The sequence below is a fragment of the Burkholderia anthina genome (assembly GCF_001547525.1).
Lineage (GTDB): Bacteria > Pseudomonadota > Gammaproteobacteria > Burkholderiales > Burkholderiaceae > Burkholderia > Burkholderia semiarida.
Genome location: NZ_LNJP01000004.1, coordinates 607917 through 632683 on the forward strand (window position 1 = coordinate 607917; position 24767 = coordinate 632683).

Genomic DNA, 24767 nt, shown 5'->3' on the forward strand with positions numbered 1-24767 from the left:
CGCGGCAGCCGATGGCCGGCCCCGCGCCGGCGCCCGGTGCGACCGGGCCGGTGGCGGGCGGGTTCGCCGGGCGCGCCGCCGCGATATGTCGCCGGCCGCTTTTTTCATCGGGTTTCTGTAAAAAAGCGCTGGTCCTGACCGAACGCGTCATCACGCCGGGGCCGGCGACAAAACCGATGGCCTGTTGCTTTCACTCACGCCGCGTGCATTGGAATTTTCTATTCGGCGGCACCTTCGCGGTCGTTTCGCTGTCGATGATAAATATTGCAATCAACGGAACGTGCGATGCCGTTTTTCAAAACGGCCCGTGAACGCCTATGGGTGAATCCGCCAACCGGACGAAGCAGCGCGCAGACGGTCGCCGGCTGTCCGGCCGGTCCGCCGCGATGCGCACGCTGCTCGCCCGTATCGAGAAAATCGCGCCGACCCGCGCGAGCGTGATGATTGCCGGCGAAAGCGGGGTCGGCAAGGATATCGTCGCGCGGCGGTTGCACGATCTGAGCGCGCGACGCGACGGTCCGTTCGTGCCGATGAACTGCGGCGCGATTCCGCCCGACCTGGCCGAGGCGCATCTGTTCGGGCACGAGAAAGGCAGCTTTACCGGTGCGATCACGCAGCGTGAAGGCTTCTTCGAAGCCGCGCGCGGCGGCACGCTGCTGCTCGACGAGGTCGCGGAAATGCCCGCGGCGCTGCAGGTGAAGCTGCTGCGGGCGATCGAGTCGAACACGATCGTGCGCGTGGGCGGCACCGAATCGATTCCGCTCGACGTGCGGTTCGTTTCGGCCACCCGTCACAATCCGGCCGACGCCGTGCGCGACGGCCGGTTGCGCGAGGACCTGTTCTACCGGCTCGCCGCGTTCGCGATCTACGTGCCGCCGCTGCGCCAGCGCGACGGCGACGTCGAGACGATCGCGCAGGAGTTCGTCGACACGCTGAACGCGCGGCATCGCGCGCACAAGCGGCTGACCGACGCGGCGATCGCCGCGTTGCGCGCGTATTCGTGGCCCGGCAACGTGCGCGAACTGCACAACACGATCGAGCGTGCATACATCCTGTCGGACGAAGGTATCGACGTCGCGCTGCCGAAGCAGCCGCTGCCGGCGGCCGCCAGCACGTCGGAAGGCGCGATGGCGCTGCCGCTCGGCGCGACGCTGCACCATGTGCAGCAACGCTTCATCGCGGAGACGTTGCGTCACTTCGACGGCAACAAGCCGCGGGCGGCCAAGGCGCTCGGCATCAGCCTGAAGACGCTCTACAACCGGCTCGCGCTGATGCGCGACCAGGGCGGCTCGTGAGCGGCGCGGCCCGCATGGCGCGGGCCGCGAGCCACCCGGCCACGGGGCGCGTCAGGCGACCTTGAACTGCCCGACCGTCGTCGCCAGCGCATTCGCCTGCGACTGCAGCGCGGTGGCCGCCGCCGTCGACTGTTCGACGAGCGCCGCGTTCTGCTGCACCATTTCGTCGAGCTGGCTGACCGCGCGGTTCACTTCCTGGATGCCGCGCGTCTGCTCGTTCGCCGCGTGCGTGATCTCGGAGATGATGGTCGTCACGTTCGCCACGTTGGACACGATCTCGCGCATCGTGTCGCCGGCCTGGCGCACCTGCCCGGACCCCGCCGACACGCTCGCGACCGTCGATTCCACCAGCACCTTCACTTCGCGCGCTGCCTGCGCGCTGCGTTGCGCGAGGCTGCGCACTTCCTGCGCGACGACCGCGAAGCCGCGGCCCTGCTCGCCCGCCCGCGCCGCTTCGACGGCCGCGTTCAGCGCGAGGATGTTGGTCTGGAACGCGATCCCGTCGATCACGCCGATGATGTCGCCGATCCGGCCCGACGCTTCCTCGATCTTCCCCATCGTCGCGACGACGTCCGACACGACCACGCCGCCGTGCGACGCGATCCGCGACGCGGCCGCCGCGCGTTCGTCGGCCTGGCTGGCGGCGGCGGCCGACTGACCGACGGTCGCGGTGATCTCTTCCATCGACGCCGCGGTTTGCTCGAGGCTCGCCGCCGCCGATTCGGTACGCGACGACAGGTCCTGGTTGCCGGCCGCGATCTCGTTCGCGGCCGTGCGCACCGATTCGCTCGCGTCGCGGATCTGGCGCATCACGTCGTTCAACTTGTCGACGAAGCTGTTGAACGAGCGCGCGATGTCGGCCACTTCGTCTCGGCCGGCGGCCGGCAGGCGCTGCGTCAGGTCGCCGGCGCCCGAGCCGATCGCGGCCATCGCCTGGCGCACCTGCGACAGGCGGCGGAATGCCGTCGTGGTGATCGCGCCGATGATCAGCGACGCCACGCCGACGATCACGATCAGCGTAATCAGCGACGCGGTCAGCAGCGAACGCATGCCGGCCGTCGCTTCGGCCTTGTCGAGCAGCACCAGCGCGTACCAGTCGGTGCCGGGCACGGGCTTCGCGCGCACCAGCTTCGCGTCGCCGCCGACGCCGACCTCGACCGGCGCGTTCGCCGCCGCGATCGATGCGACGCCGAGCGAACCGAGTTCGGGCGATACGTCGGCGACCGGCTTCAGCGTGAGCTTCGCATCCGGGTGCGCGACGACGTGGCCGCTGCTGTCGATCAGCATCCCGAAGCTCGCCGGCGTCGGGCGGATCGACTTGACGTTGGCGATCACGCTGTCCATCGACAGGTCCGCGGCGACCACGCCCTTCAGCGCGCCGTCGCGCAGGATAGGCACCGCGAACGTGACGACGAGGTTGCCGGTGCCGGCATCGACGTACGGCGGCGTCACGACCGGCTTGCCGGCCTGCGCGGCCTGCTTGTACCACGGGCGGCCGGTCGGGTCGTAGTCGGGCGGGATGCCGGTCGGGTCGGAGAAGTGGAACGCCTTGTCCGCATAACCGGCATAGACGTTCGTGAAGCCACCGGCCGCGGCCATCTGCTTGAACACCGGCAGCGGATCGGGCGTCAGCGCGGCATCCTGCAGCGACGCGATCATCCGGCTGCGGGTCGCGACCCAGTCGGCGATCCCCACCACGTGGCCGCTCGCGACCGAGACCAGGTTGCGGTCGATCGCGTCGTCGTTGTACGAGCGTGCGATGAAATAGTTGATCAGGGTCGTGGCGACGAGCGCGAATACGACGATGGAGACGCACGCGGCGAGAATGCGGGCGCGAATGGACGAAAACATGGCAACGACTCGGTAAGAGCGGGCGAACGCCCGGTGGACGAATTCACCGGGTAAACGGCAAATCGCACCACTTTCTTGAGGTCGTTGTGACGATTCAGTGAAACATATGACGAAAGGCGCCGGCGACTGTCGGCGGACCGTCAGGATGGCTGGCGCGACGGGTCCCCATCCGGCCGCCATCCGCTACAGCCGACGGCTCGGCCGCGGATCGGTATCCGCGGGCGCCGCATCGGCGCGCGTGTCGCGGTCGAGGTCGTCCTTCTGGCGCATCCGCTCGCGCAGATGGCGGATCGCGAATACGTGGATGTAGTCGTGCACGCGTGCGCCGGACGACAGCGCGCGCACTTCGTCGTCGAGCATCGCACGCAGCTGATCCGCGCCGATCGCGCGCCGCTCGGCGGCTTCCTTCAGTGAATCGAGCAAATTGTCCTTGGACATCGACGGACTCCTGGCGGTCGAGGAACGAAACGGATGACGGTACTGGAAGCTTAAGACTAGATGGACGCGCGGCGTACGATGCGCCGACGCGTGTTTGCGCGCGATCAACGGCACGTTGCGTGCCGCCGCGCCGATCCGTTTCCGGACCGGCCCCGCGAAGTTCGCGAGGCACATGGCCTGCGAACGACACTGGAAACCCTGCCACGCCACCCGGGGCGCGGCACTGGCGACGACGGCGGGCGAAACGCCGTGCGGCGCCGGTGCAGACGCGAACTTAGACCGGCCGAAATCATGCGTCAAGCAGCGCCGCGCGCGTACCGTCCATTCGTCGAACGAACGCGCCGAACCGGCCGGTCGGCCGCCACGCGTGTCAGCGGATTCCGATACGCGTCGCGCCATTTCCTGACAGCGACTTCAGCACGCACCGCTTGGCAGCGCGCCGCCGCCACACGATACTGATCACATGAACCACGCGTTCATACCGGAGCATCGCTCAGCCGGCCACCGAGCCGGCACGCGGGGTTCCGCGCAGGAGACCAACCATGGCACATCGCAACTTACCGGGCCGGGACGGCCAGCGGCGCACGTCGGGCAACGCGCGCGCCCTGCCCGCCCGGGCCGCGTCGGCCGGCAACCGTCCGTCCGACGACCTCGACACCTTGCTCGCGCTCGCACGCGAGGCCGGATTGCTCGTCACGCTGGACGGGCAGATCGGCCGCGAAAAATATCAGAGCGTCGCGGGCTCGGTCCTCGCATTGCAGCGGTTCGCCGCGGCACTGTGTGCGCGAAACGCGGCCGACGTGCCGGCCGCATCGGAGCCGCGTCGCAAGGCGCGCCCGGGCTGGCCGCATGCGAATCGTTTGCGCAGCCGCACGTGTAGCGCATGCGCACCGCTGCATGTCGTACGTCCGCACGCGCGGGTACGACGCGGCGCGGGCCGCCGGCACGACCTGCGATCGATTCTTCGTACCCTCTGATCCGCGCACGTAACCGATGCGCGGCACGGGGCCGTGCAATGGTTGCGCGCGTCACGACCCGGCCGCCACGCCGGCGTCGCGCCGTGCATCCGCCATGCTCGACGCGATCCGTATCGAGGTGACCGCGCGCGACGACGCGCCGCTCGACGCAGCCGCGTTCCAAATCATTCGTTCGGGGAGGTGAATTCGACGGGGCCACGCGGAAAGCGGACGGGGTGACTTCCACCCCGCCCGTCCTCCAAGGCAACCGTCGGTTGCCTACCCTCGTGCCAGAGAGTTCCCGGTCGGACGACGCGCCGGACAAATACGTGGCGCGATTCCTGAAACGATGTGACATGTGACGGCGGCGCGTGCGACCGTGATCGCCACTCGCATGCAGGCGCGGCGAGGAACGCGCCTGCACGGCAGACCGGCCGCGTCGCAGGATGTTCCATCACTGTCTCACGCGATATGCGCGGCGTTTCTGATGCAGGTCAATCCAGAACCGCTTCCACCGTCACGATGCGCGACTCAGTCCGCGCCGCGCACCAGCAGCACGGGCACTTCCGCGAGATGCGCGACCCGCCGCGCGACGCTGCCGATCAGCCAGGCGGCGATGCCGCGACGGCCATGCGTGCCGACCACCAGCAGCTCCGCCCGCCAGTGCACGGCATCGCGCATCAGCGCATGGGCCACGTCGTCGCTGGTCGGACGCGTTTCGACGATGGCGCGCTTGGTCGGATTGCCCGTCGCATGGAACAGCGGGCCGACCTTCGCGAGCGCATCCTCGCCTTCCGCGCGGTATGCATCCTCGAGCGCGCGTACCGGCACGACATCCGTCAGACGAACCGCGCGATCGATCACATACGCCGCATACAGCAACGTCGTCGGCGCCGCGAAGCCGAGGCCGACGCGCACCGCGTGCAGCGACGGCTCGCTGCCGTCGACCGCGAACATCAGCCGCTGCAGCGTGCCGTCCGACGGCCGTCCATAGGTGCCCGGCACGATCAGCAGCGCGCAGCGCGCGCGTTTCGTCAGCATGTCCGACATCGCGCCTTCGACGAGCCGCAACAGCCCGTGATGCGGATTCGCGCCGATCACCAGCACGTCCGCATGCCACGTCGACGTATCGTTCACCAGCGCGTCCGCTACCGAGCCGCCCGTGACCGACGTATCGATGACCGCCAGTTCGACTTCGATGTCGCTGTCGTCGAACAGCGCCGCGATCCGCTCGCCGGTAGCCTGCGCTTCGCGCATCATGTCCTCGCGCGCGGACGTCAGTAGCGCGTCGATGCGCGGAATGTCGGGCAGCACGAGACGCGGATTGTCGACCGCGCAAATGATGCGCAATCGCATGCCGGGACGCAGCAGCGTGCGCACGTAACGCGCGGCGGTCAACGATTCGGGCGTCGAATCGACGGCCAGCGCGATCCGCGCGAGCGTCGGGATGGGCTGGGCAGGCTGCATGGCGAAGGCCTCCGTGCGTGCACGTCGTCGCTGAACGACGACGGGCGCTTCGCGCGGTAGCGGCACGCGGCGGCCGGACTGCCGCCGCGGTCGCGGGGACCGGCGCGGTGCCACGCGAAGCGCGGACAAGCAATGCGTTCGTTCAGCATAGGCCGTCCGGCCCGCGCGTGCATGACCGCGATCAATGATCGCGAACGGTCGCGCGGCATCTTCCCCGCGCGGCTTACGACTTCGTCGGCATCGACTCGGCCGGACGGTTCGCATGGAACAGCGCGTACGCGATGCCGAGCAGCGCGATCCACACCGGCCCGATCACGAGCGCGACGCGCGTGTCGGGCGTGAGCGCCATCAGCACGACGACCAGCGCGAGAAAGCCGAGCGCGACGAACGAACCGAGCGGATAGAACGGCACGCGGATCGGCAGGCGCGCGATCCTGTCGGCCGACAGCGTGCGACGAAAACGCATCTGCGCGATCAGGATCACGCACCACGTCCAGATCGCGCCGAACGTCGACACCGACGTGAGCCATGTGAACACGTGCTGCGGCGCGAGATAGTTGAGCAACACGCCGATCAGCAGCAGCGCGACCGACACGGCCACGCCGTACACGGGCACGCCGCTGCGGTTCACGCGACCGAGCGCGGCCGGCGCCTGGCCCTGCTGCGCGAGGTTATAGAGCATCCGCGCGGTGCTGAACAGGCCGCTGTTGCACGACGACAGCGCCGCGGTCAGCACGACGAAGTTGATGATGCCGGCGGCGGCGGGAATGCCGAGCCGCGAGAACGTCATCACGAACGGGCTGCCCTGCGTGCCGATCTGGTCCCACGGATAGAGCGACATGATCACGAACAGCGCGCCGATGTAGAAAATCAGCACGCGCCAGAACACCGAATTCACGGCTTTCGTCAGCGACTTCTCCGGGTTGCGCGCCTCGCCGGCCGTGAGGCCGAGCATCTCCACGCCGAGATACGCGAACATCACGATCGGCAGCGCGGCGATCACGCCATGGATTCCATTCGGCATGAATCCGCCGTGCGACCACAGATTCGAGATGCCGGTCGCGATACCGCCGTTGCCGATACCGAACGCGATCATCAAGCCGCCGCCGACGATCATCAGCACGATCGTGACGATCTTGATCAGCGCGAACCAGAATTCGAATTCGCCATACAGTTTCACCGCGATGAAGTTCACCGAGCCCATCGCCAGCAACGCCGCGAGCGCCCAGATCCAGTTCGGCACGCCGGGGACCCACATGTGCATGTAGACGCCGACCGCCGTGATTTCCGCCATGCAGGTGACGATCCACACGAACCAGTAGGTCCAGCCCGTCAGGTAACCGGCAAACGGGCCGAGGTAGTCGCGCGCATAGCGGCTGAAGGCGCCGGCGACCGGGTTGGTGATCGCCATTTCGCCGAGCGCGCGCATGATCAGGAAGATCGCGAGGCCGCCGAGCAGGTAGGTCAGCAGGATGGCCGGGCCGGCCGTGCGGATCGCGGTGGCCGAGCCGAGGAACAGGCCGACGCCGATCGTCGCACCGAGCGCCATCAGGTTGATGTGCCGTTCTTCCAGCCCGCGGTGCAGTTGGTCTTCTGGTTGTTTCAAATTCGTCTCCTGGCAGCCACGAGGGGCGCCGTCATTGTGTCGATGGCAATGCGCGCCCGGTCATGCCGATTTTTGAGCCGAAAACGAAATAATCCCTGGTGTCGATTTCTGAATGAGAAACGACGTGGACGCCGTGTCAATTCGGTTGGAATTGCTGCGGATTATCCGAATTTGCCGGAGCAATCTGGAAATACGGATAGCCTTTCACGGAATACACCCGGGGTCGACCGCCTGACGCGGCTGTGCGCGTGACGAGCGGCAAACGGGGGGCATCGTTTTCGGCGCGAACGAACGCGCGTCGAATGTGCGCAATCTCGCGCACGGAATATGCAGGCGGGATTATAGGGAGGATCGGCAGTTTCACGCCAGGCGATTTTGAGAAAATCACCGTAGGTGAAAGCAGTGGAGAATTCGAATGCGCGCGGCGCGGCGCACGTGTTTATTTCGACAACGTCGCCCGCACCGTATATTCGCCTTCCAGCCCGCCGTGATCGGGCCGCACGAAGTACCGCGACGAATCCAGATCGGCCGGCAGCGGCTCGACCGGATAACCGTGCTTTTCCCACGCATCGAGGCCGCCCTTCAGCGCCCGGATGTTGTGGATCATCTTCTTGCGCTGCATCTTCGCGATCAGACGCTTGGCCGTGGCCTCGTTCGGGCACACGCAATAGACGACGATCGGCCGCTTCAGCAGTTCCGGGTCGAGCAGGTCAGGGGAATCGAGATCGACCGGCAGCGCGCCGGCAATCCGGTACGGCTCGCGTTCGCGAATCGCTTTCGGCCGCGCATCGAAGATCAGCGGCGGTTCGTCGGACGTCATCATCTCGACGAGCTGCGGTGGCGAGATGCGTACCTGCGCGAGATAGCGGCGGAACTGCACGCGGCGCACCCAGCGGTACAGCAGGAACGTGATGAAGATCGCGAGGAACGCGTCGAGGATCGTGCCGCCGCTCGCGCGTACCCACAGCACGAACTGGACGATCTGGTCGTGAATGGCCGCGCCGCCGATCAGCCAGAACGCCGCCCACAGCGACGCGCCGGCCAGATCCCAGAACAGGAACACGCCAATGCCGATCGCGGTCGTGCCGAGCAGCGGCGCCGACACGAGGCCGAGACCCGGCAGGAATTTCGACAGCACGAGCAACGGCGCGCCGTACCTTTCGAATACGTTACGGGCGAAGCGCAGCGTCGTGTCGAGCGACAGCGAGAAGCGCACGAGGCCATTCAGCAGGCGCCGGCCGCGCGTGCGGCCCATGAAGAACCACAGCGAATCGGCCAGCATCGTCGCCCCGATCGCCGCCGCGAACATGCTGGCCCAGGACGCCTGCCCCATCGCCGCCATCGTGCCGCCGAGAATCAGCATCGGCACGGCCGGCACCGGCACGCCGAGCTGCGTGATCAACACGCTCGCGAAGACGGCCCACGGGCCGAGCGACGATGGAATAGCAATCGGAAAGTGCCACACGGCGGCGCTCCTGGAAGACATGCGGGCCGCGCGACAGGGCCGTCGGTACGGCGGCGCAACGGCCGCCGCGGCATGTCCGCGACCGACCGGTGCATCCTGCGCATTCTAAACGGGTTTGGCCGCGCTCGCGCGGAACACCGACCATCGGCACGGGCTTCGCGCCCGGCGTGACGCGGCCGTGACAGTCACACGTCCGAGCGCGGCGCGAGCTGCGCGACGTGTTCCGCGTAGTCGGGAAACGCGGCCGCCAGCGCGGCCGCATCCGCGAGCTCGAATTCCGCGAATTCGAACCCCGGCGCCACCGTGCAGCCGACGAGCGCGACATGCTCGGGCGATGCACAGCGCGCGCCGAACCAGCTTCCGGCCGGCACGACCGCCTGGAACACGGTGCCGGGATGCGTGAGCGGGTTGCCGAGCCGGTGGATCGTCAGCCCGTCGCGCGCGTCGAGTACCCACACTTCGATCGGGTCGCCCGCATAGAAATGCCAGACCTCGTCGGAGCGGATGCGATGCCACGACGAATACGCGCCGTCGCACAGCAGATAGTAGATCGCGGTCGATGCGGCGCGTCGCGCGCCATCGGCCGGGCGCACGACCGAATCGGTCGCGCGGTAGGTTTCACGGAAATAGCCGCCTTCGGGATGCGGCTGCAGGTCGAACTGGCGAATCAGGTCGGTCGCGGAAATCGGCATGGCGGATGACGTCGGTAAGGTTGGAAACCGGCATTCGGCGGCCCGTCCGGTCCCGATTCAGGCGACCGGTGCCGCCGGATGTCCGTGCGTCGATCGCCGCGGCCATGCGCGCGGCGAACAAGCGGACACCGGCCGATGCTGCCAGAACTGCGTGCCGGGACGCAACCGTCGACGCTCAATCGCTCACCGCCAAGACTCCCGGCGGCCCGCCCCGGCACGCGGATCGCGCCGATATCCGGCCAGGCGCGCGAGGCAGCCCGCTGCCCGCAGATGCACGGGCGGCATCGCCAACCGTACCGCCGTCGATTACGCGGTCGCCGACGCCCGCGCCTCGCCGTGCCGCACCAGCAGCACGGGCCGGTCGGCCGCGCGCAGCAGCGATTCCGCCACGCTGCCGAGCAACAGCCTGCGCAGGCCGTGCCGGCCGCTCGTGCCCATCACGATCAGGTCGGCGTCGGTTTCGGCCGCCGTGCGCATCAGCACCGCCGCGATGTCCTCGCCATACGCGTCGAGCGCGCGCACCGTGCCCCGCACATGCTGCTGCGCGAGCGCCGCTTTCGCGTCGTCGAGCACCGGCGTCGCGGCGTCGGTCGCCGCGATATCGCCGTCGCGCTCGGCGGCGAAGCCTGCGTCGACGTCGACGAGCTGCGGCCGATGTTCGACGACATACGCACAGGTCACTTCGCCGCCGGACGCCGCCGCGATCCGGATCGCCTCGTTCAGCGCGAGACGCGCGCTCGGGCTGCCGTCGAGCCCGACGAAAATCCGCTTGTACATGGTCCGTCCCTCCGACCGGGCACGCATCGCGCGTTGCGCGACCACGGGCCGTTGCCGCAAGCCGGCCCAGCGCTGGCTTGCCTGCCGAACAGTCTGCCCCACGTGCCGACACGCGCGTTGACGCGCATCAAGCGCGGCCGGCGCGCCGCTGCTTCACGCCGTTTGCCGCGATTTCAACCGACCCCATTACAAAAAACGTGTAAAACGCGCACAATTTCATCTTCAAAATAGTCGTTGCACGCAGCCGGTGCGAGGTTTTCCGATTTTGCCGCCCTGCCCGAGCGCCCTGGGTAGCCCGAACAACAGAATGGCCATCGAATGACCGCCAGTGGAACCCCGACGCGTGGCGCCCGAGGGCCCGCGCCCCTGCAGATCATGTTACGCCAGCCGCTCGCGGCCGGCGTCGTTGCGCTGTGCGCGGGCGCGGTGTTGTCGCTCGGCGTCGCGCTGCTGGTGCGCGAGCAGTGGCAAGCCGCCGTTCATACGCGTTTCGAACGCCGCACGGCGCACGTGACCGCGATGCTGCGCCACGAGCTGCAGACCGGCGTCGCGGTGCTCGAAGGCGCGCGCGGCGCGTTCGGCCTCGTCCCGACCATGACGCCCGAGCAATGGCGTCGCTATGCGGAGACGCTCGATCTCGACAGCGCCCGCTCGCCGGTCCGGCAGATCGGTTATGCGCCGCTGACGCTCGCGGCGCGCAGCGCCCTCGCCGGCACGAAACCGCCGGCGGCCGGCCCGCTCGCGGCAGCGACGCTCAGCGCCCCCGCGTCGAATGCGCCGGTCGAGCGCTTCGGCGCGTCCGACGCGGCGCCGCTCGCGCATGCGCTGCGGACCGGCGATATCGCGCTCGGCGTTCATTCGGCCGACGACGATACGTCCCGCGACGCCCGCACGTTGACGCTGTTCCTGCCCGCGACGGCCTCGCCGCTTGCGGCGTCCAGACCGTCCGGCGCGCGCGAAACCGCCGCCGACGGCGTGCTGTTCGCGGCGTTGAGCCCGCGGCGCCTGATCGAGCGCGCGCTCGATACTGAACGCGGGATCGACCTGTGGATGAGTGCCGGCGGCGATCCGCGCGCGATCGCCAGCGTCGAGACGACGACCGACGAAGCGTCGGCGTCGCCCGACCTGATGCGGCGCACCGACGTGCTGAATTTCGGCGGCACCGCGCTGACGCTCGCCTATTCCGCGGACGGCCGGCCGAGCGCGACCGGCGCGCAGCGTGCTGCCGGCACCGTGCTCGCCGCCGGGCTGATCGCGTCGTTCGGGTTCGCGGCGCTCGTCCATGCGCTGCTGCGCAGCCGCGCCGATGCCGGCGCGAGCAGCCGCGGCCTCCTCAACGAGGCACGGATGATGGGCATCATCCGCTCGTCGATGGAAGCGATCATCACGATCGACGAGAAGCAGACGGTCGTGATCTTCAATCCGATGGCCGAGCAGGTGTTCGGCGTGTCCGCGATGGAGGCGATCGGTGCGCCGCTGTCGCGCTTCATTCCCGAGCGGTTCCGCGCCGCGCACGCGAAACACGTCGACCAGTTCGGCGTGACGGGCGTATCCGAGCGGCAGATGGGCCGCCAGCGCGTACTGTTCGGGCTGCGGGCCAACGGCGAGGAATTCCCGATCGAAGCGTCGATCTCGCAGATCCGCGACGCGTCGGGCAAGCTTTATACGGTGATGCTGCGCGACATCACCGAGCGGCTGCGGGCCGAGAACGCGCTGAAGCGATCGCGCGAGGAATTGCGCGAACTGTCGGCGAACCTGCAGAACGTGCGCGAAGAGGAGAAGACGCGCATCGCGCGCGAGCTGCACGACGACCTCGGGCAGCAGCTCACCGCGCTGAAGATGGACCTGTCGGTCGTCGAGCAGCAACTGCGCATGCCCGGCCGCGCGCACCCCGACGATGGCGTGCAGACCCATCTGCAAGGCATGCGGCGGCTGATCGACGCGACGGTCGCGTCGGTGCGGCGCATCGCGGCCGACCTGCGGCCGGTGATGCTCGACGATCTCGGCCTCGTGCCCGCGATCGAATGGCTCGCGAACGATTTCACGAACCGCTACGGGATCGATGTCGAGCGCCACATCGAGACGGGCGGCCTCACGTTCACCAGCGCGGGCGCGACCACGCTGTTCCGCATCGTCCAGGAAGCGCTGACGAACGTCGCGCGCCATGCGGATGCGACGCGCGTGGCGTTGCGGCTCGACATCGAGGAAGACTTTTGCGTGCTGCGCGTCGCGGACAACGGCCGCGGCGCGGCGCCCGGCGGTGCGGCCCACGAAGACAAGTCGTTCGGCCTGATCGGCATTCGCGAACGCGCACATATGCTGGGCGGCACCGTGACGATCGACACCGCGCTTGCGCGTGGCTTCTCGATCACCGTCGCGTTTCCGCTCGCCACCGTTCAACAGGACACGCTCATCACATGATCAAGGTGCTCATCGCCGACGACCATACGCTCGTACGCGACGGTCTGCGGCACATCCTCCAGAACGCCACCGGATTCGAGGTGGCCGGCGAGGCCTGCGACGGCCCGTCGACGATCGCGCTGGTGCGTGCGACGCCCGCGCAGGTGCTCGTGCTCGACCTGTCGATGCCCGGTCGCAACGGTGTCGAGCTGATCAAGCAGATCAAGGACGAGAAGCCCGCGCTGCGCGTGCTCGTGCTGACGATGCACGCGGAGCAGCAGTACGCGGTGCGCGCGTTCCGCGCGGGCGCGTCCGGCTATCTGACGAAGGAAAGCGCGAGCGCGGAGCTGGTCGGCGCGGTCACGAAAGTGGCGTCGGGCGGCGTCTACGTGAGCCTGGCGATGGCCGAGCAGTTCGCGCAGAGCCTGAACGAGCCGGCCGAAACGCTGCCGCATCAGCGGCTGTCCGATCGCGAATTCGACGTGTTCCGGCGAATCGCCGCGGGCCAGACGCTGACCGAGATCGCGAATGCGCTGTGCGTGAGCGCGAAGACGGTCAGCACCTACAAAACCCGGATCCTCGAAAAGATGCAGATGCCGCATGAAGCGGCGCTCGTGCGTTACGCGATGCGGCACAAGCTGCTCGACGAAACGGACGACGTGTAACGGACGACGTGTAGCCGGCGCGGCGCGGGCCTCGGCGGGCCCGCGCATGGCGGTTACTTCGCCGGCACCGGGCACGCGAGGTCGCCCTCCTCGCAGGCGAGATAGCCCTTCAACGTTTCGGTGCGCGCTTTCGTCAGATCGTCGAGGCAGGTCGATACGACCATCGGGTATGCACTGCCGCCCTCGACATTCGCGCTCGAGAAACGGCACTCCGCATCGCGGTACGCGATCCACGCGCGCTGCGCGCTCACGAGCTTGTCGGCAAGCGGCTGCGCATCGCGCAGGCGCGCGGTGACGGCCTGGTAAGTCCGGTTCAGTTCCCCGTCGGATTTCTTGTACGCGCGATCGGCACACGCCGTCATCGTCGCCTGATCCGTCGCGTCCGCGCAATTCGCCTGCGCATGGGCGACGCCCGCCACCAGCGCCAGCGAGCCCAGCAGACCAGTCAAGACACGCATGGATGCTCCTTTGTTGTTCGTTGAAGTGTGGAACCCGGTGCCTTGTCGCGCCCCGTGTGCATGGGCCGCGCCACCGCGCCGACATCGACCGCGATGCTAGCGCACGCGCGGCGGATTGTCAGCGGGTCGGCCCGGCAAGAGGCGTGACCCGTTCACGGCAAGGTATTGCTGAATCAGCGCCGATCGGTGGCCGGCGTGTCGCTCATGCAAGCCGCAGGCTATTTGCGACCGGTTCGGCCGACGGCAATTCGTGCGTTGCCGTACTCGATGGAAGAGATGCAAAAAGCCCGCACACGATACGTGTGCGGGCTTTTCCGATACGGCTTCGGCCTCGGCCTTCGGGGCCGCGAGACAACAGCCGGCTCAGTGACCGAAGTACACCGACGAGCGGTCGCTCACGGCCGGCACGACCGCGCGCTGGCCCGACTGCGAGGTCGCGACCGGGTTCGAACCATAGCCGGTTGCGTCGGCTTGCGCGCCGGCGTTCTGCGCGGCCGCGATCTTGGCCTGGGCGGCCTGGATGTTTTCCGGATAGTTGATCCAGTCGTTCGGGTTGTAGCCGGCCTTTTCGAGCTGGACCAGTTCGGCGCGCACTTGCGCGCGCGTCAGCGGCTGCTGGTTCGATTGGGCGAACGAGACGACCGGTGCGGCCACCAGGGCGGCCAGTGCAACTGCCTTGATCAGCGATTTCATGATGCGTTACCTCCAGGATTGTTTTGTCAGGCGCTTCGGACTCGGAGTCGTTGCGCATGAGTGAAAGTCTAGGAGGCTCGACTATCAGGGTAAATACTTAAATCGCAAATTCACTGTTGACCGAAACCGTACAATCGCACGGGAATAGGTTAATTCATCAGACGATTATCGACGTTCGTGCACCGAATACCGCGATACGGTGACGGCCGGGCGTCAGCGCAGGCGGTCGATATCCGCCGACGCCATCTGCGTGTCGAACAGCAGTGCCTTGAGGCGAATCAGGTCGGCGGCGTCGATGTCGTCGAACGCCGCATGGTGCAGCGTCAGCGCCGGCACCGCCGGGTCGGCATGCACGGCCCGCACCGTGCCAGCGAGCGCCAGCCGCTCGACACGGCCGCCGGTTTCGTACGGCAGCATCACGCACAACGGCTCGCCGGGTGCCGCGATCGCCCGGCCGACGGCGATCGACAGACCGCTCAGGCTGAGGTCGTGCACCACCCCGATGCTTTCCGCTTCGTCCGCCGCGCCGTGGCAGCAGGCCGCGATGCGCACCGGCACGCGCGGCTCGGCGCGCGTGCGCAGCCGATCGACGAAACCGGGCGGCGACAGGATCATGAATGGCGCCGCGCCCGACGCCTGCACCGATTCGACCGTCGCGCCGAAACGGGACACCGCGGCGCGGCCGACCGCCACCGCTTCGACGTCGTCGCCGCGCGCGAACTCGAGCGCGGTGGCGGGCTGCGGCTCGACGAACAGCGCCCCCGACGCGCCGACGCCGATCAGCCGGCACCGCTGCAGCGCGCGCGTCGTGCCGACCCGCCGGCGGATGCCGATCGCGGCGCCCGCCGACAAGCCCATGCACGTGGCGGGGGCGCCCGTCGCCGCGGACGCGCATGGATCGGTGTCGGCGGCGTCGCGTCGGCGCACGGGGCGGAAATGGTCGAACAGGAAAGCGTGCTGCGCCGGGTCGGCCAGCGTCGTGCCGGCCGGCAGCAGCGCGGCGCCGTCGGCGTCGTAGAGGTCGAAGCCGAGCGGGACGCCCACGGAAAGGTCGTCGCGCGCGAGCGCGACATAGTCAGTGGAAAGTCGCATCGGAGAAGCGCGGGGCGACCGCGCGAGCTATCGTGACGACTTGATTACGGCAGCATCGCGCGGAATCTGAATGGCTTCGTCACTGCGAAGCGCCGGCCGAGTCAGGCGCGGCGGGCGCCGGCTCCGGCATCGGCGATGGGGCCGGCACGGCCGAAGGGGCGGCGCCGACACCGGCACCGCTTCCGCTCGTCGTACTCGCGTCCGCCGGCGGCTGCGCAGGCTGCGGCGGCTGCGATGCGCCCGACGACAGCGCCGCGGCCGACGCGGCTACTTCCGACGCCGGCACCCACTCCTCGACGATGCCGCCGGACGCGGCATCCGGCGCCGACGCGGCCGACGCTTCCGACGCCGCCCCTTCGTCGGTCTCGGCCGGGCGTTCGATGCGCGGCGTCCTGACCGGCGCGGAAGCCTTCTTCGGCTCGGGCGGGAACCACGTGTCGAACAGGTCGGTCACGCGCTCGCGCAGCGAGCCGAACCAGCCCGGCGACGGCTCGGTATCGAATTTCGTCTTCGTATCGACGATCCGGGCGCGCTGCGCGCGCTGGAAGAAATCGCCGACGATCGGCAGCGCGCTGTGCGCGCCCTGCCCCCAGTAATCGCTGCGCAGCGTCACGCGGCCGTCGTCGAACCCGACCCACGCGCCGGCGACGAGGCCCGGCTGCATCAGGATGAACCAGCCGTCCGCATTGTCCTGCGTCGTGCCGGTCTTGCCGGCCACGTCGCCGCGCACCCCGAAGCGCGTGCGGATGCTGCCGCCCGTGCCGCGCGTCACGACGTCGCGCATCACGTCGAGCAGCATCTTGTCGGTTTCGGCGTCGAGCGCGCGCTCGGGCGGCGCCGGTGCGTACTCGGCGAGCACGTCGCCCTGGCGGTTCTCGATGCGCGTGACCATCTGCGGCTCGACGTACAGCCCGCCGTTCGCGATCGTCGCGTACGACGCGACCATTTCCTTCAGCGTGACGGGGCTCGTGCCGAGCGCGAGCGACGGCACGCGTTCGAGCGGGCTTTCGCGCACGCCCATGTCGCGCGCCAGCCGCGCGACGGCGCCCGGCCCGACCTTCTCCATCACCTGCGCGGTGATCCGGTTGCGCGACAGCGCAACCGCGTCGCGCAGCGTCATCGGCTTGCCCGACGGCGGCACGTCGTCGTTCGGCCGCCAGATCTCGCCGCCCTTCAACGGGATCTCGACCGGCTGGTCGATGAACGTATCGTCCGGCTTCATCCCGCTCGCGAACGCGGCGCCGTAGACGAACGGCTTGAACGTCGAGCCCGGCTGACGCCGCGCCTGCGCGACGTGGTCGAACGGCTCGCGGGTGAAGTCCCGGCTGCCGACCCACGCGCGAATCTGCCCGTCACGCGGGTCGATCGCGAGGAAGCCGGCCTGCACGTCGGTCTTCGCCTTGCACAGCGCGTGCAGGAAGCCGCGGTCGGACGCGAGCAGCTTCATCGCCGCCGCGTCGTCCTTGCCGGCGTCCTGCGCGGCCTTGTACTCGGCCGATTCGCGCATGAAGGTGCGGAACACCTCGTTGTCGGTGCCGCAGCCGTCGCGGCCGCTCCATGCGTTGTTCGCGATACCCTGCAGTTGATTGCCCTGCAGCGTGAGCGCCTGCGTCGCCATCTGCTGGAGCCGCGAGTCGATCGTCGTACGGACGATCAGCCCGTCCGAGTAGATGTTGTAGTCGTTGCGGTCGGCCCACGCGATCAGCCATTTGCGCAACTGCTGCGTGAAATGCGGCGCCGGCCCCGGCGGCTCCTTCTGGCGCTCGAAGTCGATGCGCAGCGGCCGGCGCTGCAACTGTGCGAACTGCGCGGGCGACAGCTTGCCGTACTTCACCATCTGGCCGAGCACCGTGTTGCGCCGTTGCAGCGCGCGCTCGGGGTTCAGCACCGGGTTGTAGTAGCTATTGCCTTTCAGCATCCCGACGAGCGTCGCGCTGTCGAGCACGTCGAGCTCGTCGGCCGACTTGTCGAAATAGGTGCGCGCGGCCATCTCGACGCCGTACGCGTTGTACAGGAACGGCACCGTGTTCAGGTAGGTCTCGAGGATCTGGTCCTTGCTGTAGACGGCCTCGATCTTCAGCGCGGTGATCGCCTCCTTCACCTTGCGCGTGAGCGTGGGCGCGCGGCCGATCTCGTCCGGATAGAGGTTGCGCGCGAGCTGCTGGGTGATCGTCGAGCCGCCCTGGCGGCTGCCCGAGAACGTATGGAGGGCGGCCGACGCCGTGCGCTTCCAGTCGAGTCCGTGGTGTTCGTAGAAGCGGTGATCCTCGGTCGCGATCAGCGCGTCGACCATGCGCGGCGAGATCTGCTTGAGCGGCACCCATTCGCGGTTCGACGGCTTGAATTCGGCCAGCAGCTTGCCGTCGGCGGACAGCACCTGCGCGGGCTGGTCGACGCGCGCCTTGCGGATGTCGCCGATGCCCGGCGTGAACGGGACGAGCGCGACCACGTACAGCGCGAACAGCGCCGGCACGGCGGCGGCCGAGAGCAGCACGCCACGGCGCGTCGGGTGGCGGACATGGCGCCACGCGGTGGTGGCGAGAGGCTTGACGCGCGCGACGGCGGCCGCTGCGACGGGTTGGGCGCGCGCGACCCATCTGGCGCACAAGGCACGCACTGACGACACGTTTCGGCGATTCACGCGGGTGGAGCTCTGCTGAAAAGGCTGCATCGTACCAAACTCGCGCGGCCGGCCGCCCCGCGGCGGCCTTGCGCCGGCACACGCGCCGCGGTGTCGCGGCGGCGCTCACGCAAGAAAGGCGCGTGCCCGGCAACCGGAACGACGCGCCAAACCTGGTACGACGAACGGAACGCCGCGCGAAGGGGGCGTAACGGGGACACGCAACGGGGGGCGACCGGCGCCCCGGCTCAGCGCACGAGAAATCCGTACGTGAGCGGATCGCGCTCGTCGACGATCCAGTTCGCGAACCCGCAGATATGCGCGCTGCCTTCCACTTCCGGGATCACGGCCGGGAGGCCGCCGACCGTCGTTTCGCGCAGCACGCGCCCCTTGAAAACCGTGCCGACGATCGATTCGTTGACGAGCGTGTCGCCCGCCGCGAGCAGCCCGCGCTGGTAGAGCTGCGCGACGCGCCCGCCGGTGCCGGAGCCGGTCGGCGAGCGGTCGACTTCACGATCCGCGAACACGCAGCAGTTCGCCTGCGTCGAACCCGCGTGGCGCGGCGCGTTCGCGATGATCGTGCCGTAGATATGGTTGATTTCCGGGATCTCCGGATGCACGACCGGATACTTCGCGTTCGCGGCCGCCTTCACTTCCGCGCCGAAGCGAATCAGCTTTTCGACGGCCGACTCGCGCACCGGCAGGTCGAACGGCGCGCCGTCGACATAGAAATAAAACGCGCCGCCATACGCGATATCGCCGGTCACGGTGCCGAACGACGGCGTCTGAACCGACACGTCGCGTTGCCAGATGAACGACGGCACGTTGACGAAGCGCACGGGCCCCGCATGCTCGCCGTCCCACTGGACGAACGCCTCGATGAAGCCGCACGGCGCGTCGATGCCGACCCGCGTCTCCGGCACCGTGCGCTGCACCCAGCCAAGCTCGACGGCCGCCGTCGACAGTGCGATCACGCCGTGTCCGCAATGGTCGCTGTAACCCTCGTTGTGCACGAAGATCACGCCGAAATCGGCATTCGGCGAAACGGGCTCGGTCAGATAGCCGCCGTACATGTCGGCATGGCCGCGCGGTTCGAACATCAGCGCGCGGCGGATTTCGTCGGCATGCGCCTTGAGCCATGCGCGGCGCTGGACGATCGTCGCGCCGGGCAGCCTAGGCAGCCCGCTCGTGACGATGCGAAACGCTTCGCCGCCGGTATGCACTTCGACGGTGGAAAGGGATCGGGAAATCTTCATGACGAATTGGATGCGTTGAAACGAAGGACGGCGGCCGGGCCGCCGTCCGGTGACGGGATTACTTCGCGTACGGTTCCGGCAGGCCGTTGCGGATCACGTAGACGGTGGTCGGCGCGCCTTTCAGGTCGCCGTTCGCGTCGAACGAATAGGTGCCGGCGACGCCCGCGTAGTTCGACTTCGCGAGCTGCGCGGTCAGCTTCGCCTTGTCGGTGGTCGTGCCGGCCTTGACCATCGCGTCGGCAAGAAGCTTCACGCCGTCGTAGTAGTTGACGCCGTAGACCTGCGTATCGGTGTGATAGGTGTCGTGGTACTTCTTCAGGAATGCGCGCCCGGCCGGCGTCTTCTCGAGCGCGACGCCGCCCTGCGCGCAGTAGACGATCGATGCGGCCTCGCCCGCGACCTTGCCCATGTCGGCCGAGCAGATGCCGTCGCCGCCGAGCAGCTTCGCCCGCAAGCCGCGCTGCTTCATCTGCCTGGCCATCGGCGCGCCCTGCGCCGCATAGCCGCCGAGGAAGATCACGTCGGGGTTGGCGGCCTTGATCTTGGTGAGAATGCCGAGGAAATCGGTGGCCGACGAATTCGTGTATTCCTGGTCGACGATCTTGATGCCGTTCGCCTTCGCGACGTTCATGAACTGTTCGGCGACGCCCTGCCCGTACGCGGTGCGATCGTCGATCACGGCGGCGGTTTTCGCGTTCAGCGTCTTCGCGGCGAACGTGGCCATCGTGCCGCCGAGCTGCTCGTCGCTCGCGCCGATCCGGAAGATGTTCCTGAAGCCCTGCTTCGTCAGCGCCGGGTTCGACGCGACCGGCAGGATCGGCACGCCGGCGTTCGAATACACGCGCGACGCGGGGATCGCGACGCCCGAGTTGTACGGCCCGAGCACCGCGACGACGCCCTTGTCGACGAGGTTCTGCGCGACCTGCACGCCGGCCTTCGGATCGGCCTGGTCGTCTTCGGAAACCAGTTTGAACGTGACGGCCTTGCCGCCGACCTTCACGCCGGCCTGGTTGAGCTCGTCGACGGCGAGCCGCGCGCCGTTTTCATTGTCCTTGCCGTTGGCGGCCTGCGGGCCCGTGAGCGGCGCCGAATGGCCGATCATCACGACCTCCTGCGCATGCGCGGAAGTCAGCGCGCCAGCGGCGACGGCCACCGAAAGCGCGGTCACGACGTGTCGCATGATGTCTCCTGATTGGTTTTGTGTGAAACCAATGTAGGACACGCGTGGTCACATCGCAAGCAATTTCAAAATAACCGTCGGCGTTTTGGTCATATTGAAGACCAAAATGGATTCGCGCGCAGATCGGTCATTTCGGCGCGATGTCGCGCCGCACGCGGCGGATGTGCTGTTCGACATAGAACGCAGCCGCATCGGCATCGCCGGACACGATCGCCTCGTAGATCAGCCGGTGTTCGGACACGTAGAGCCGGATCCGGCCCGCGTCGTAGATGCCGTCGTCCTTCAGCCGCTTCCACAGCGGCTGGTCCATCGTCTTCGCGACCTCGTCCGCGATCTTCACGATCAGCGCGTCGCCCGTCATCAGCGCGAGCTGCCGGTGGAACAACCGGTCGCTCTCGTTCCACAGCGCGCGCTGGTGCGGATCGTCGATGTCGGTGATGGTTTCCATCTGCGCGAGATAGCGCTCGGCGCCGGCGTCGGCGCGGCCATGGGCGGCCGCGAGGCGCGCGATCGCGGGCTCCAGGATCAGCCGCACGTCGAGCGTCGACGTCGGGCTGAAATCGGCCTCGAGCGCGGTGTGCGCGTCGCCGTGCCGCGCGAGCACGTCGAGCGGCGCCGCGACGACGTAGGTGCCCGAATTGCGCTTCGTGAAGACGAGACCTTCGTTCTGCAGCGCGCCGAGCGCTTCGCGCACCGCCGGCCGGCCGACCTGGAACAGCGCCGCGAGCTCGCGCTCGGACGGCAGCCGCGATTCGGCCGCGTAGCGCCCGGCGCGAATCTCGTCGCGGATCTTTTCGGCTACCTGCTCGTAGATCTGCAGCGGCCTGAAACCGCCTTCGAGTGAGTCGGGGCGCGCGGACATCATCGTATGGCTCCTGCCCGTTCGCGGGCGTGGGATCTGGAATGGGTTCGCACTATACCGGAGCGGGCGGGCAGCGCGGCACCGGCGAGCCTTCTGGCCAGATATTAGAACCAAAATCCACGACGCGCTTTATTTTCTGGGTTGCGGGCGCGCCAGCAAGTGGTATAGATTCGATCCACTGCCCTGTGTCACGGTATCCGGCAGACCCGCGGCGGGCGCGGCATGCGTCCGCCGGCCACACTCACCGACGCCCCCGACGTACACGATGACCGCCCTTTCTCCGATTCCCGTTTTCGATGCGGCCGACACGGCCGCGCTGCTCGACTACCCGGCGCTGCTCGCCACGCTCAGGCAAGCGGTCGTCGAGTATGCGGCAGGCGAGATCGTCAGCCCCGAACGCCTGGTCGTGCCGCTACAAGGCGGCGGCGTGATGCTGTCGATGCCGTCGAGTGCTCACGACCTGGCGAGCCACAAGCTCGTGAACGTGTGCCCCGGCAACGGGGCGCGCGGGTTGCCGACGATCCTCGGCCAGGTCACCGCGTACGATGCCGCCACCGGGGAAATGCGCTTCGCGCTCGACGGCCCGACCGTCACCGGCCGCCGCACGGCGGCGATCACCGCGCTCGGCATCCACGCGCTGCACGGCGCCGCGCCGCGCGAGATCCTGCTGATCGGCACCGGCAAGCAGGCCGCCAATCACGCGGAAGCGCTCGCAGCGATCTTTCCGGACGCGCACCTTCACGTGCGCGGCACGCGCGCGGACAGCGCGGCCGCGTTCTGCGCGGCCCACCGCGCGCATGCGCCGCACCTCGCGCCGCTCGACGGCGACGCGATTCCCGACGCGATCGACGTGGTCGTCACGCTGACGACGAGCCGCACGCCCGTCTACCGCGAAGCCGCGCGCGAAGGCCGGCTCGTGGTCGGCGTCGGCGCGTTCACCGCGGATGCCGCCGAGATCGACGCGAGCACGGTACGGGGCAGCCGGCTCGTCGTCGACGATCCGGCCGGCGCGCGCCACGAAGCCGGCGACCTGATCGTCGCGCAAGTCGACTGGCGGCACGTCGCATCGCTCGCCGACGTGCTGAACGGCACCTTCGCCCGCGGCGGCCCGCTGCTGTTCAAGAGCGTCGGCTGCGCCGCGTGGGACCTGGCCGCATGCCGCACCGCGCGCGACGCACTGGCCGCACGCGGCGCCGGCTGACCCGGCCGCGCAATCGTTCGCCTCGCTCGCGCGGCATCGCCTCGTCGGGATTCATACCGGCGATTTCCCGTACGCGGTGTAGGAAACGCCCTACACCGCGTCGAAGCGGCCTACACGAACTTCCAATTCGGCCGATTTCAATTTCGGCGGCGCAACACGATACTGCCGGCATGAATGCCAGCCTGTCGCCCGCCTTGCTCAGGGTGTTTCTCGTCGATCATGCGGTCGCCGTTCGCCAGCGGATCGCGCTGCTCGTCGGCGCGATCCGCGGCGTCGCGGTCGTGGGCGAAGCGGAAGACGGCCAGGACGCGTGGACGCATATCCTCAGCAGTGGCGCGGACGTGGTGATCGTCGACGTACGGCTCGCGGACGGCAGCGGTCTCGACCTGATCGGGATGCTGTCGAAAGCCGCGCCGCGCATCGTCACGATCGTGCTGACGAACCACTCGGCACCGGCATTCAGAGAGGCATGCGCGACGGCGGGAGCCGACTACTTCTTCGACAAGACCGTCGAATTCGACGCCGCATGCCGTGTGATCGAATCCCTGGTGCACGCTCGCGTGCGCCGCACCTGACGAGCCGGAGCGACTCATGTCCACCGCCACCGCCTTCGCCGCCGACGTGTCCGTCGTACCCCGGCCAACGATCCCGCTGCGCCCGGCCGCGCGCGCCGACGCCGCCAAACATCCGGCCGCCCGCTGCTCGGCCTGCGCGATGCGCTCGATGTGCCTGCCGCCGCACCTGACGCCCGCCGAATACGGCCGCCTCGACGCGATCATCTGCACGACGCGGCAGGTCCGCCAGGGCGACGCGCTGTTTCGCACCGACGATCCGTTCCAGAGCATCTACGCGGTGCGCGCGGGTTCGTTCAAGACGGTGATGATGCATCGCGACGGCCGCGAGCACGTGACCGGCTTCCAGATCGCCGGCGAAACGCTGGGGATGGACGGCATCGGCGGCGGCCAGCATTGCTGCGACGCGATCGCGCTGGAGGACAGCGTGGTGTGCATCATCCCGTTCGGCGCGCTCGAAGCCGCGTGCCGCGAGATGAAGCCGATGCAGCACTTTCTCTACCAGATGCTGAGCAGCGAGATCGTCCGCGAATCGAGCCAGATGCTGCTGCTCGGCACGATGTCGGCCGAGCAGCGCGTCGCGCATTTCCTGCTGAACCTGTCGTCGCGGTTCGAGGCGCGCGGCTATTCGGCGACCGAATTCAACCTGCGGATGACGCGCGAGGAAATCGGCTGCTATCTCGGGATGAAGCTCGAAACCGTCAGCCGGATGTTCTCGCGGTTCCATCGCGAAGCGCTCGTCGAAACGCGCGGCAAGCGCGTGCGCATCATCGACGCGCAAGCGCTCGCGCGGGTCTGACGCAGGGCGCCGGATCGCCGGCGCGGCGTCACTGCATGGTGTCGCGCAGCGCCGCCGTGGCGGCGCCCCGCTGCCACGCGATCAGCGCGTGCTCGGCCTGCGCGAACGCGCGACGCAGCGCATCGTCCACATCGGCGCCGACGCATGGCGGCAGCGGCAAAGGCCTGAGCGCCGCGTCGTGCATCACCAGGTCGACCCGTACGTCGTACACGCGCTCGCCATCGGCCGCCGTGCGCAATTCGATCGCGAGGTGGCAGCCGTCGATCAATGCGCGAAACCGTTCGAGCCTCACCAGTTGCGCGCCGGCTTCGGCCTCGACCGCCGCCGAACCCGTGAATCCCAGGCAGGCGATCTGCATGCCCACGCCCATGTCGTGTCTCCTGACGGGGCCGCCGCTCGTCGACCGCCTTGCAAGTGCCGTC

At 68.5% G+C, this 24767-nt stretch carries 23 protein-coding genes; 8 read left to right on the forward strand and 15 right to left on the reverse strand.

All coding sequences use genetic code 11. The features are described 5' to 3' along the window. The first annotated feature begins 11 nt into the window (after nt 1–11). Nucleotides 12–311, forward strand: coding sequence for a hypothetical protein (locus tag WS64_RS34795; protein ID WP_155720524.1), 300 nt, complete (start codon nt 12–14; stop codon nt 309–311). A 6-nt stretch (nt 312–317) separates the two neighbouring features. Continuing rightward, nucleotides 318–1295, forward strand: a complete 978-nt coding sequence (locus WS64_RS31860) for a sigma-54 interaction domain-containing protein (protein ID WP_060968921.1) — start codon at nt 318–320, stop codon at nt 1293–1295. A gap of 51 nt (nt 1296–1346) precedes the next feature. On the opposite strand, the gene WS64_RS31865 is transcribed toward WS64_RS31860, so the two are convergent. Continuing rightward, complete coding sequence (locus WS64_RS31865; protein WP_059639466.1) at nt 1347–3146, reverse strand: methyl-accepting chemotaxis protein; 1800 nt, start codon at nt 3144–3146, stop codon at nt 1347–1349. A gap of 183 nt (nt 3147–3329) precedes the next feature. Beyond that, the gene (locus WS64_RS31870; RefSeq protein ID WP_059574414.1) at nt 3330–3584 is read right to left on the reverse strand and encodes a DUF3562 domain-containing protein; all 255 of its coding nucleotides are present in this window, start codon (nt 3582–3584) and stop codon (nt 3330–3332) included. A 542-nt stretch (nt 3585–4126) separates the two neighbouring features. Between WS64_RS31870 and WS64_RS31875 the strand changes: the two genes are divergently transcribed. After that, nucleotides 4127–4561, forward strand: coding sequence for a hypothetical protein (locus WS64_RS31875; RefSeq protein WP_060968922.1), 435 nt, complete (start codon nt 4127–4129; stop codon nt 4559–4561). Nucleotides 4562–5071: 510 nt separating this feature from the next. Here WS64_RS31875 and WS64_RS31880 read toward each other — a convergent pair. From WS64_RS31880 to WS64_RS31900, 5 genes are all read right to left on the reverse strand, one after another. Continuing rightward, the gene (locus WS64_RS31880; protein WP_060310965.1) at nt 5072–6007 is read right to left on the reverse strand and encodes a universal stress protein; all 936 of its coding nucleotides are present in this window, start codon (nt 6005–6007) and stop codon (nt 5072–5074) included. A gap of 223 nt (nt 6008–6230) precedes the next feature. Continuing rightward, entirely contained in the window at nt 6231–7613 is a 1383-nt protein-coding gene (locus WS64_RS31885; RefSeq protein WP_060968923.1) for an amino acid permease, read from the reverse strand. 439 nt (nt 7614–8052) lie between these two features. Then, complete coding sequence (locus tag WS64_RS31890; protein ID WP_060968924.1) at nt 8053–9078, reverse strand: DedA family protein/thiosulfate sulfurtransferase GlpE; 1026 nt, start codon at nt 9076–9078, stop codon at nt 8053–8055. A gap of 185 nt (nt 9079–9263) precedes the next feature. Further along, entirely contained in the window at nt 9264–9770 is a 507-nt protein-coding gene (locus WS64_RS31895; protein ID WP_060968925.1) for a cupin domain-containing protein, read from the reverse strand. 306 nt (nt 9771–10076) lie between these two features. After that, a complete protein-coding gene (locus tag WS64_RS31900) occupies nt 10077–10547 on the reverse strand; it encodes a universal stress protein (protein ID WP_060968926.1) in 471 nt (156 codons plus the stop codon). Between the two features lie 318 nt (nt 10548–10865). On the opposite strand from WS64_RS31900, the gene WS64_RS31905 reads away from it, so the two are divergent. Both WS64_RS31905 and WS64_RS31910 read left to right on the forward strand, forming a co-directional pair. Then, a complete protein-coding gene (locus WS64_RS31905; protein WP_060968927.1) occupies nt 10866–12968 on the forward strand; it encodes a PAS domain S-box protein in 2103 nt (700 codons plus the stop codon). Continuing rightward, the gene (locus WS64_RS31910) at nt 12965–13612 is read left to right on the forward strand and encodes a response regulator (RefSeq protein WP_006483707.1); all 648 of its coding nucleotides are present in this window, start codon (nt 12965–12967) and stop codon (nt 13610–13612) included. The genes WS64_RS31905 and WS64_RS31910 overlap by 4 nt, the downstream gene beginning before the upstream one ends. A 53-nt stretch (nt 13613–13665) precedes the next feature. Here the strand turns inward: WS64_RS31910 and WS64_RS31915 are convergent, their stop codons facing one another. From WS64_RS31915 to WS64_RS31945, 7 genes are all read right to left on the reverse strand, one after another. Then, nucleotides 13666–14070 carry a lysozyme inhibitor LprI family protein gene (locus WS64_RS31915; RefSeq protein WP_059639457.1) on the reverse strand — a complete coding sequence of 135 codons (405 nt, stop codon included), beginning with the start codon at nt 14068–14070 and terminating at the stop codon, nt 13666–13668. A 363-nt stretch (nt 14071–14433) separates the two neighbouring features. Then, the gene (locus WS64_RS31920) at nt 14434–14763 is read right to left on the reverse strand and encodes a DUF4148 domain-containing protein (RefSeq protein ID WP_027783001.1); all 330 of its coding nucleotides are present in this window, start codon (nt 14761–14763) and stop codon (nt 14434–14436) included. Nucleotides 14764–14976: 213 nt separating this feature from the next. Next, a complete protein-coding gene (locus tag WS64_RS31925) occupies nt 14977–15855 on the reverse strand; it encodes a PilZ domain-containing protein (RefSeq protein WP_060968928.1) in 879 nt (292 codons plus the stop codon). 79 nt (nt 15856–15934) lie between these two features. After that, on the reverse strand, nt 15935–18526 hold the full coding sequence (locus tag WS64_RS31930) for a penicillin-binding protein 1A (RefSeq protein WP_060968929.1): 2592 nt from the start codon (nt 18524–18526) through the stop codon (nt 15935–15937). A 197-nt stretch (nt 18527–18723) separates the two neighbouring features. Continuing rightward, nucleotides 18724–19731, reverse strand: a complete 1008-nt coding sequence (gene lhpH / locus WS64_RS31935; protein ID WP_059639453.1) for a trans-3-hydroxy-L-proline dehydratase — start codon at nt 19729–19731, stop codon at nt 18724–18726. Nucleotides 19732–19789: 58 nt separating this feature from the next. Beyond that, nucleotides 19790–20911, reverse strand: a complete 1122-nt coding sequence (locus tag WS64_RS31940; RefSeq protein WP_060968930.1) for a branched-chain amino acid ABC transporter substrate-binding protein — start codon at nt 20909–20911, stop codon at nt 19790–19792. A gap of 127 nt (nt 20912–21038) precedes the next feature. Further along, nucleotides 21039–21776 (reverse strand): FadR/GntR family transcriptional regulator, encoded by a 738-nt coding sequence (locus WS64_RS31945; RefSeq protein ID WP_059639451.1) that lies wholly within the window; start codon nt 21774–21776, stop codon nt 21039–21041. Between the two features lie 262 nt (nt 21777–22038). On the opposite strand from WS64_RS31945, the gene lhpI reads away from it, so the two are divergent. The 3 genes from lhpI (at nt 22039) to WS64_RS31960 (ending at nt 24345) form a co-directional block, all read left to right on the forward strand. After that, nucleotides 22039–22974: a bifunctional Delta(1)-pyrroline-2-carboxylate/Delta(1)-piperideine-2-carboxylate reductase gene (gene lhpI / locus WS64_RS31950; RefSeq protein WP_060968931.1), complete on the forward strand. Its 936-nt coding sequence runs from the start codon at nt 22039–22041 to the stop codon at nt 22972–22974. A 170-nt stretch (nt 22975–23144) separates the two neighbouring features. Further along, entirely contained in the window at nt 23145–23549 is a 405-nt protein-coding gene (locus WS64_RS31955; protein WP_060968932.1) for a response regulator transcription factor, read from the forward strand. 16 nt (nt 23550–23565) lie between these two features. Beyond that, nucleotides 23566–24345, forward strand: a complete 780-nt coding sequence (locus WS64_RS31960; protein WP_059574432.1) for a helix-turn-helix domain-containing protein — start codon at nt 23566–23568, stop codon at nt 24343–24345. 28 nt (nt 24346–24373) lie between these two features. On the opposite strand, the gene WS64_RS31965 is transcribed toward WS64_RS31960, so the two are convergent. Next, nucleotides 24374–24715 carry a hypothetical protein gene (locus WS64_RS31965; protein ID WP_059574433.1) on the reverse strand — a complete coding sequence of 114 codons (342 nt, stop codon included), beginning with the start codon at nt 24713–24715 and terminating at the stop codon, nt 24374–24376. Nucleotides 24716–24767 lie beyond the last annotated feature (52 nt).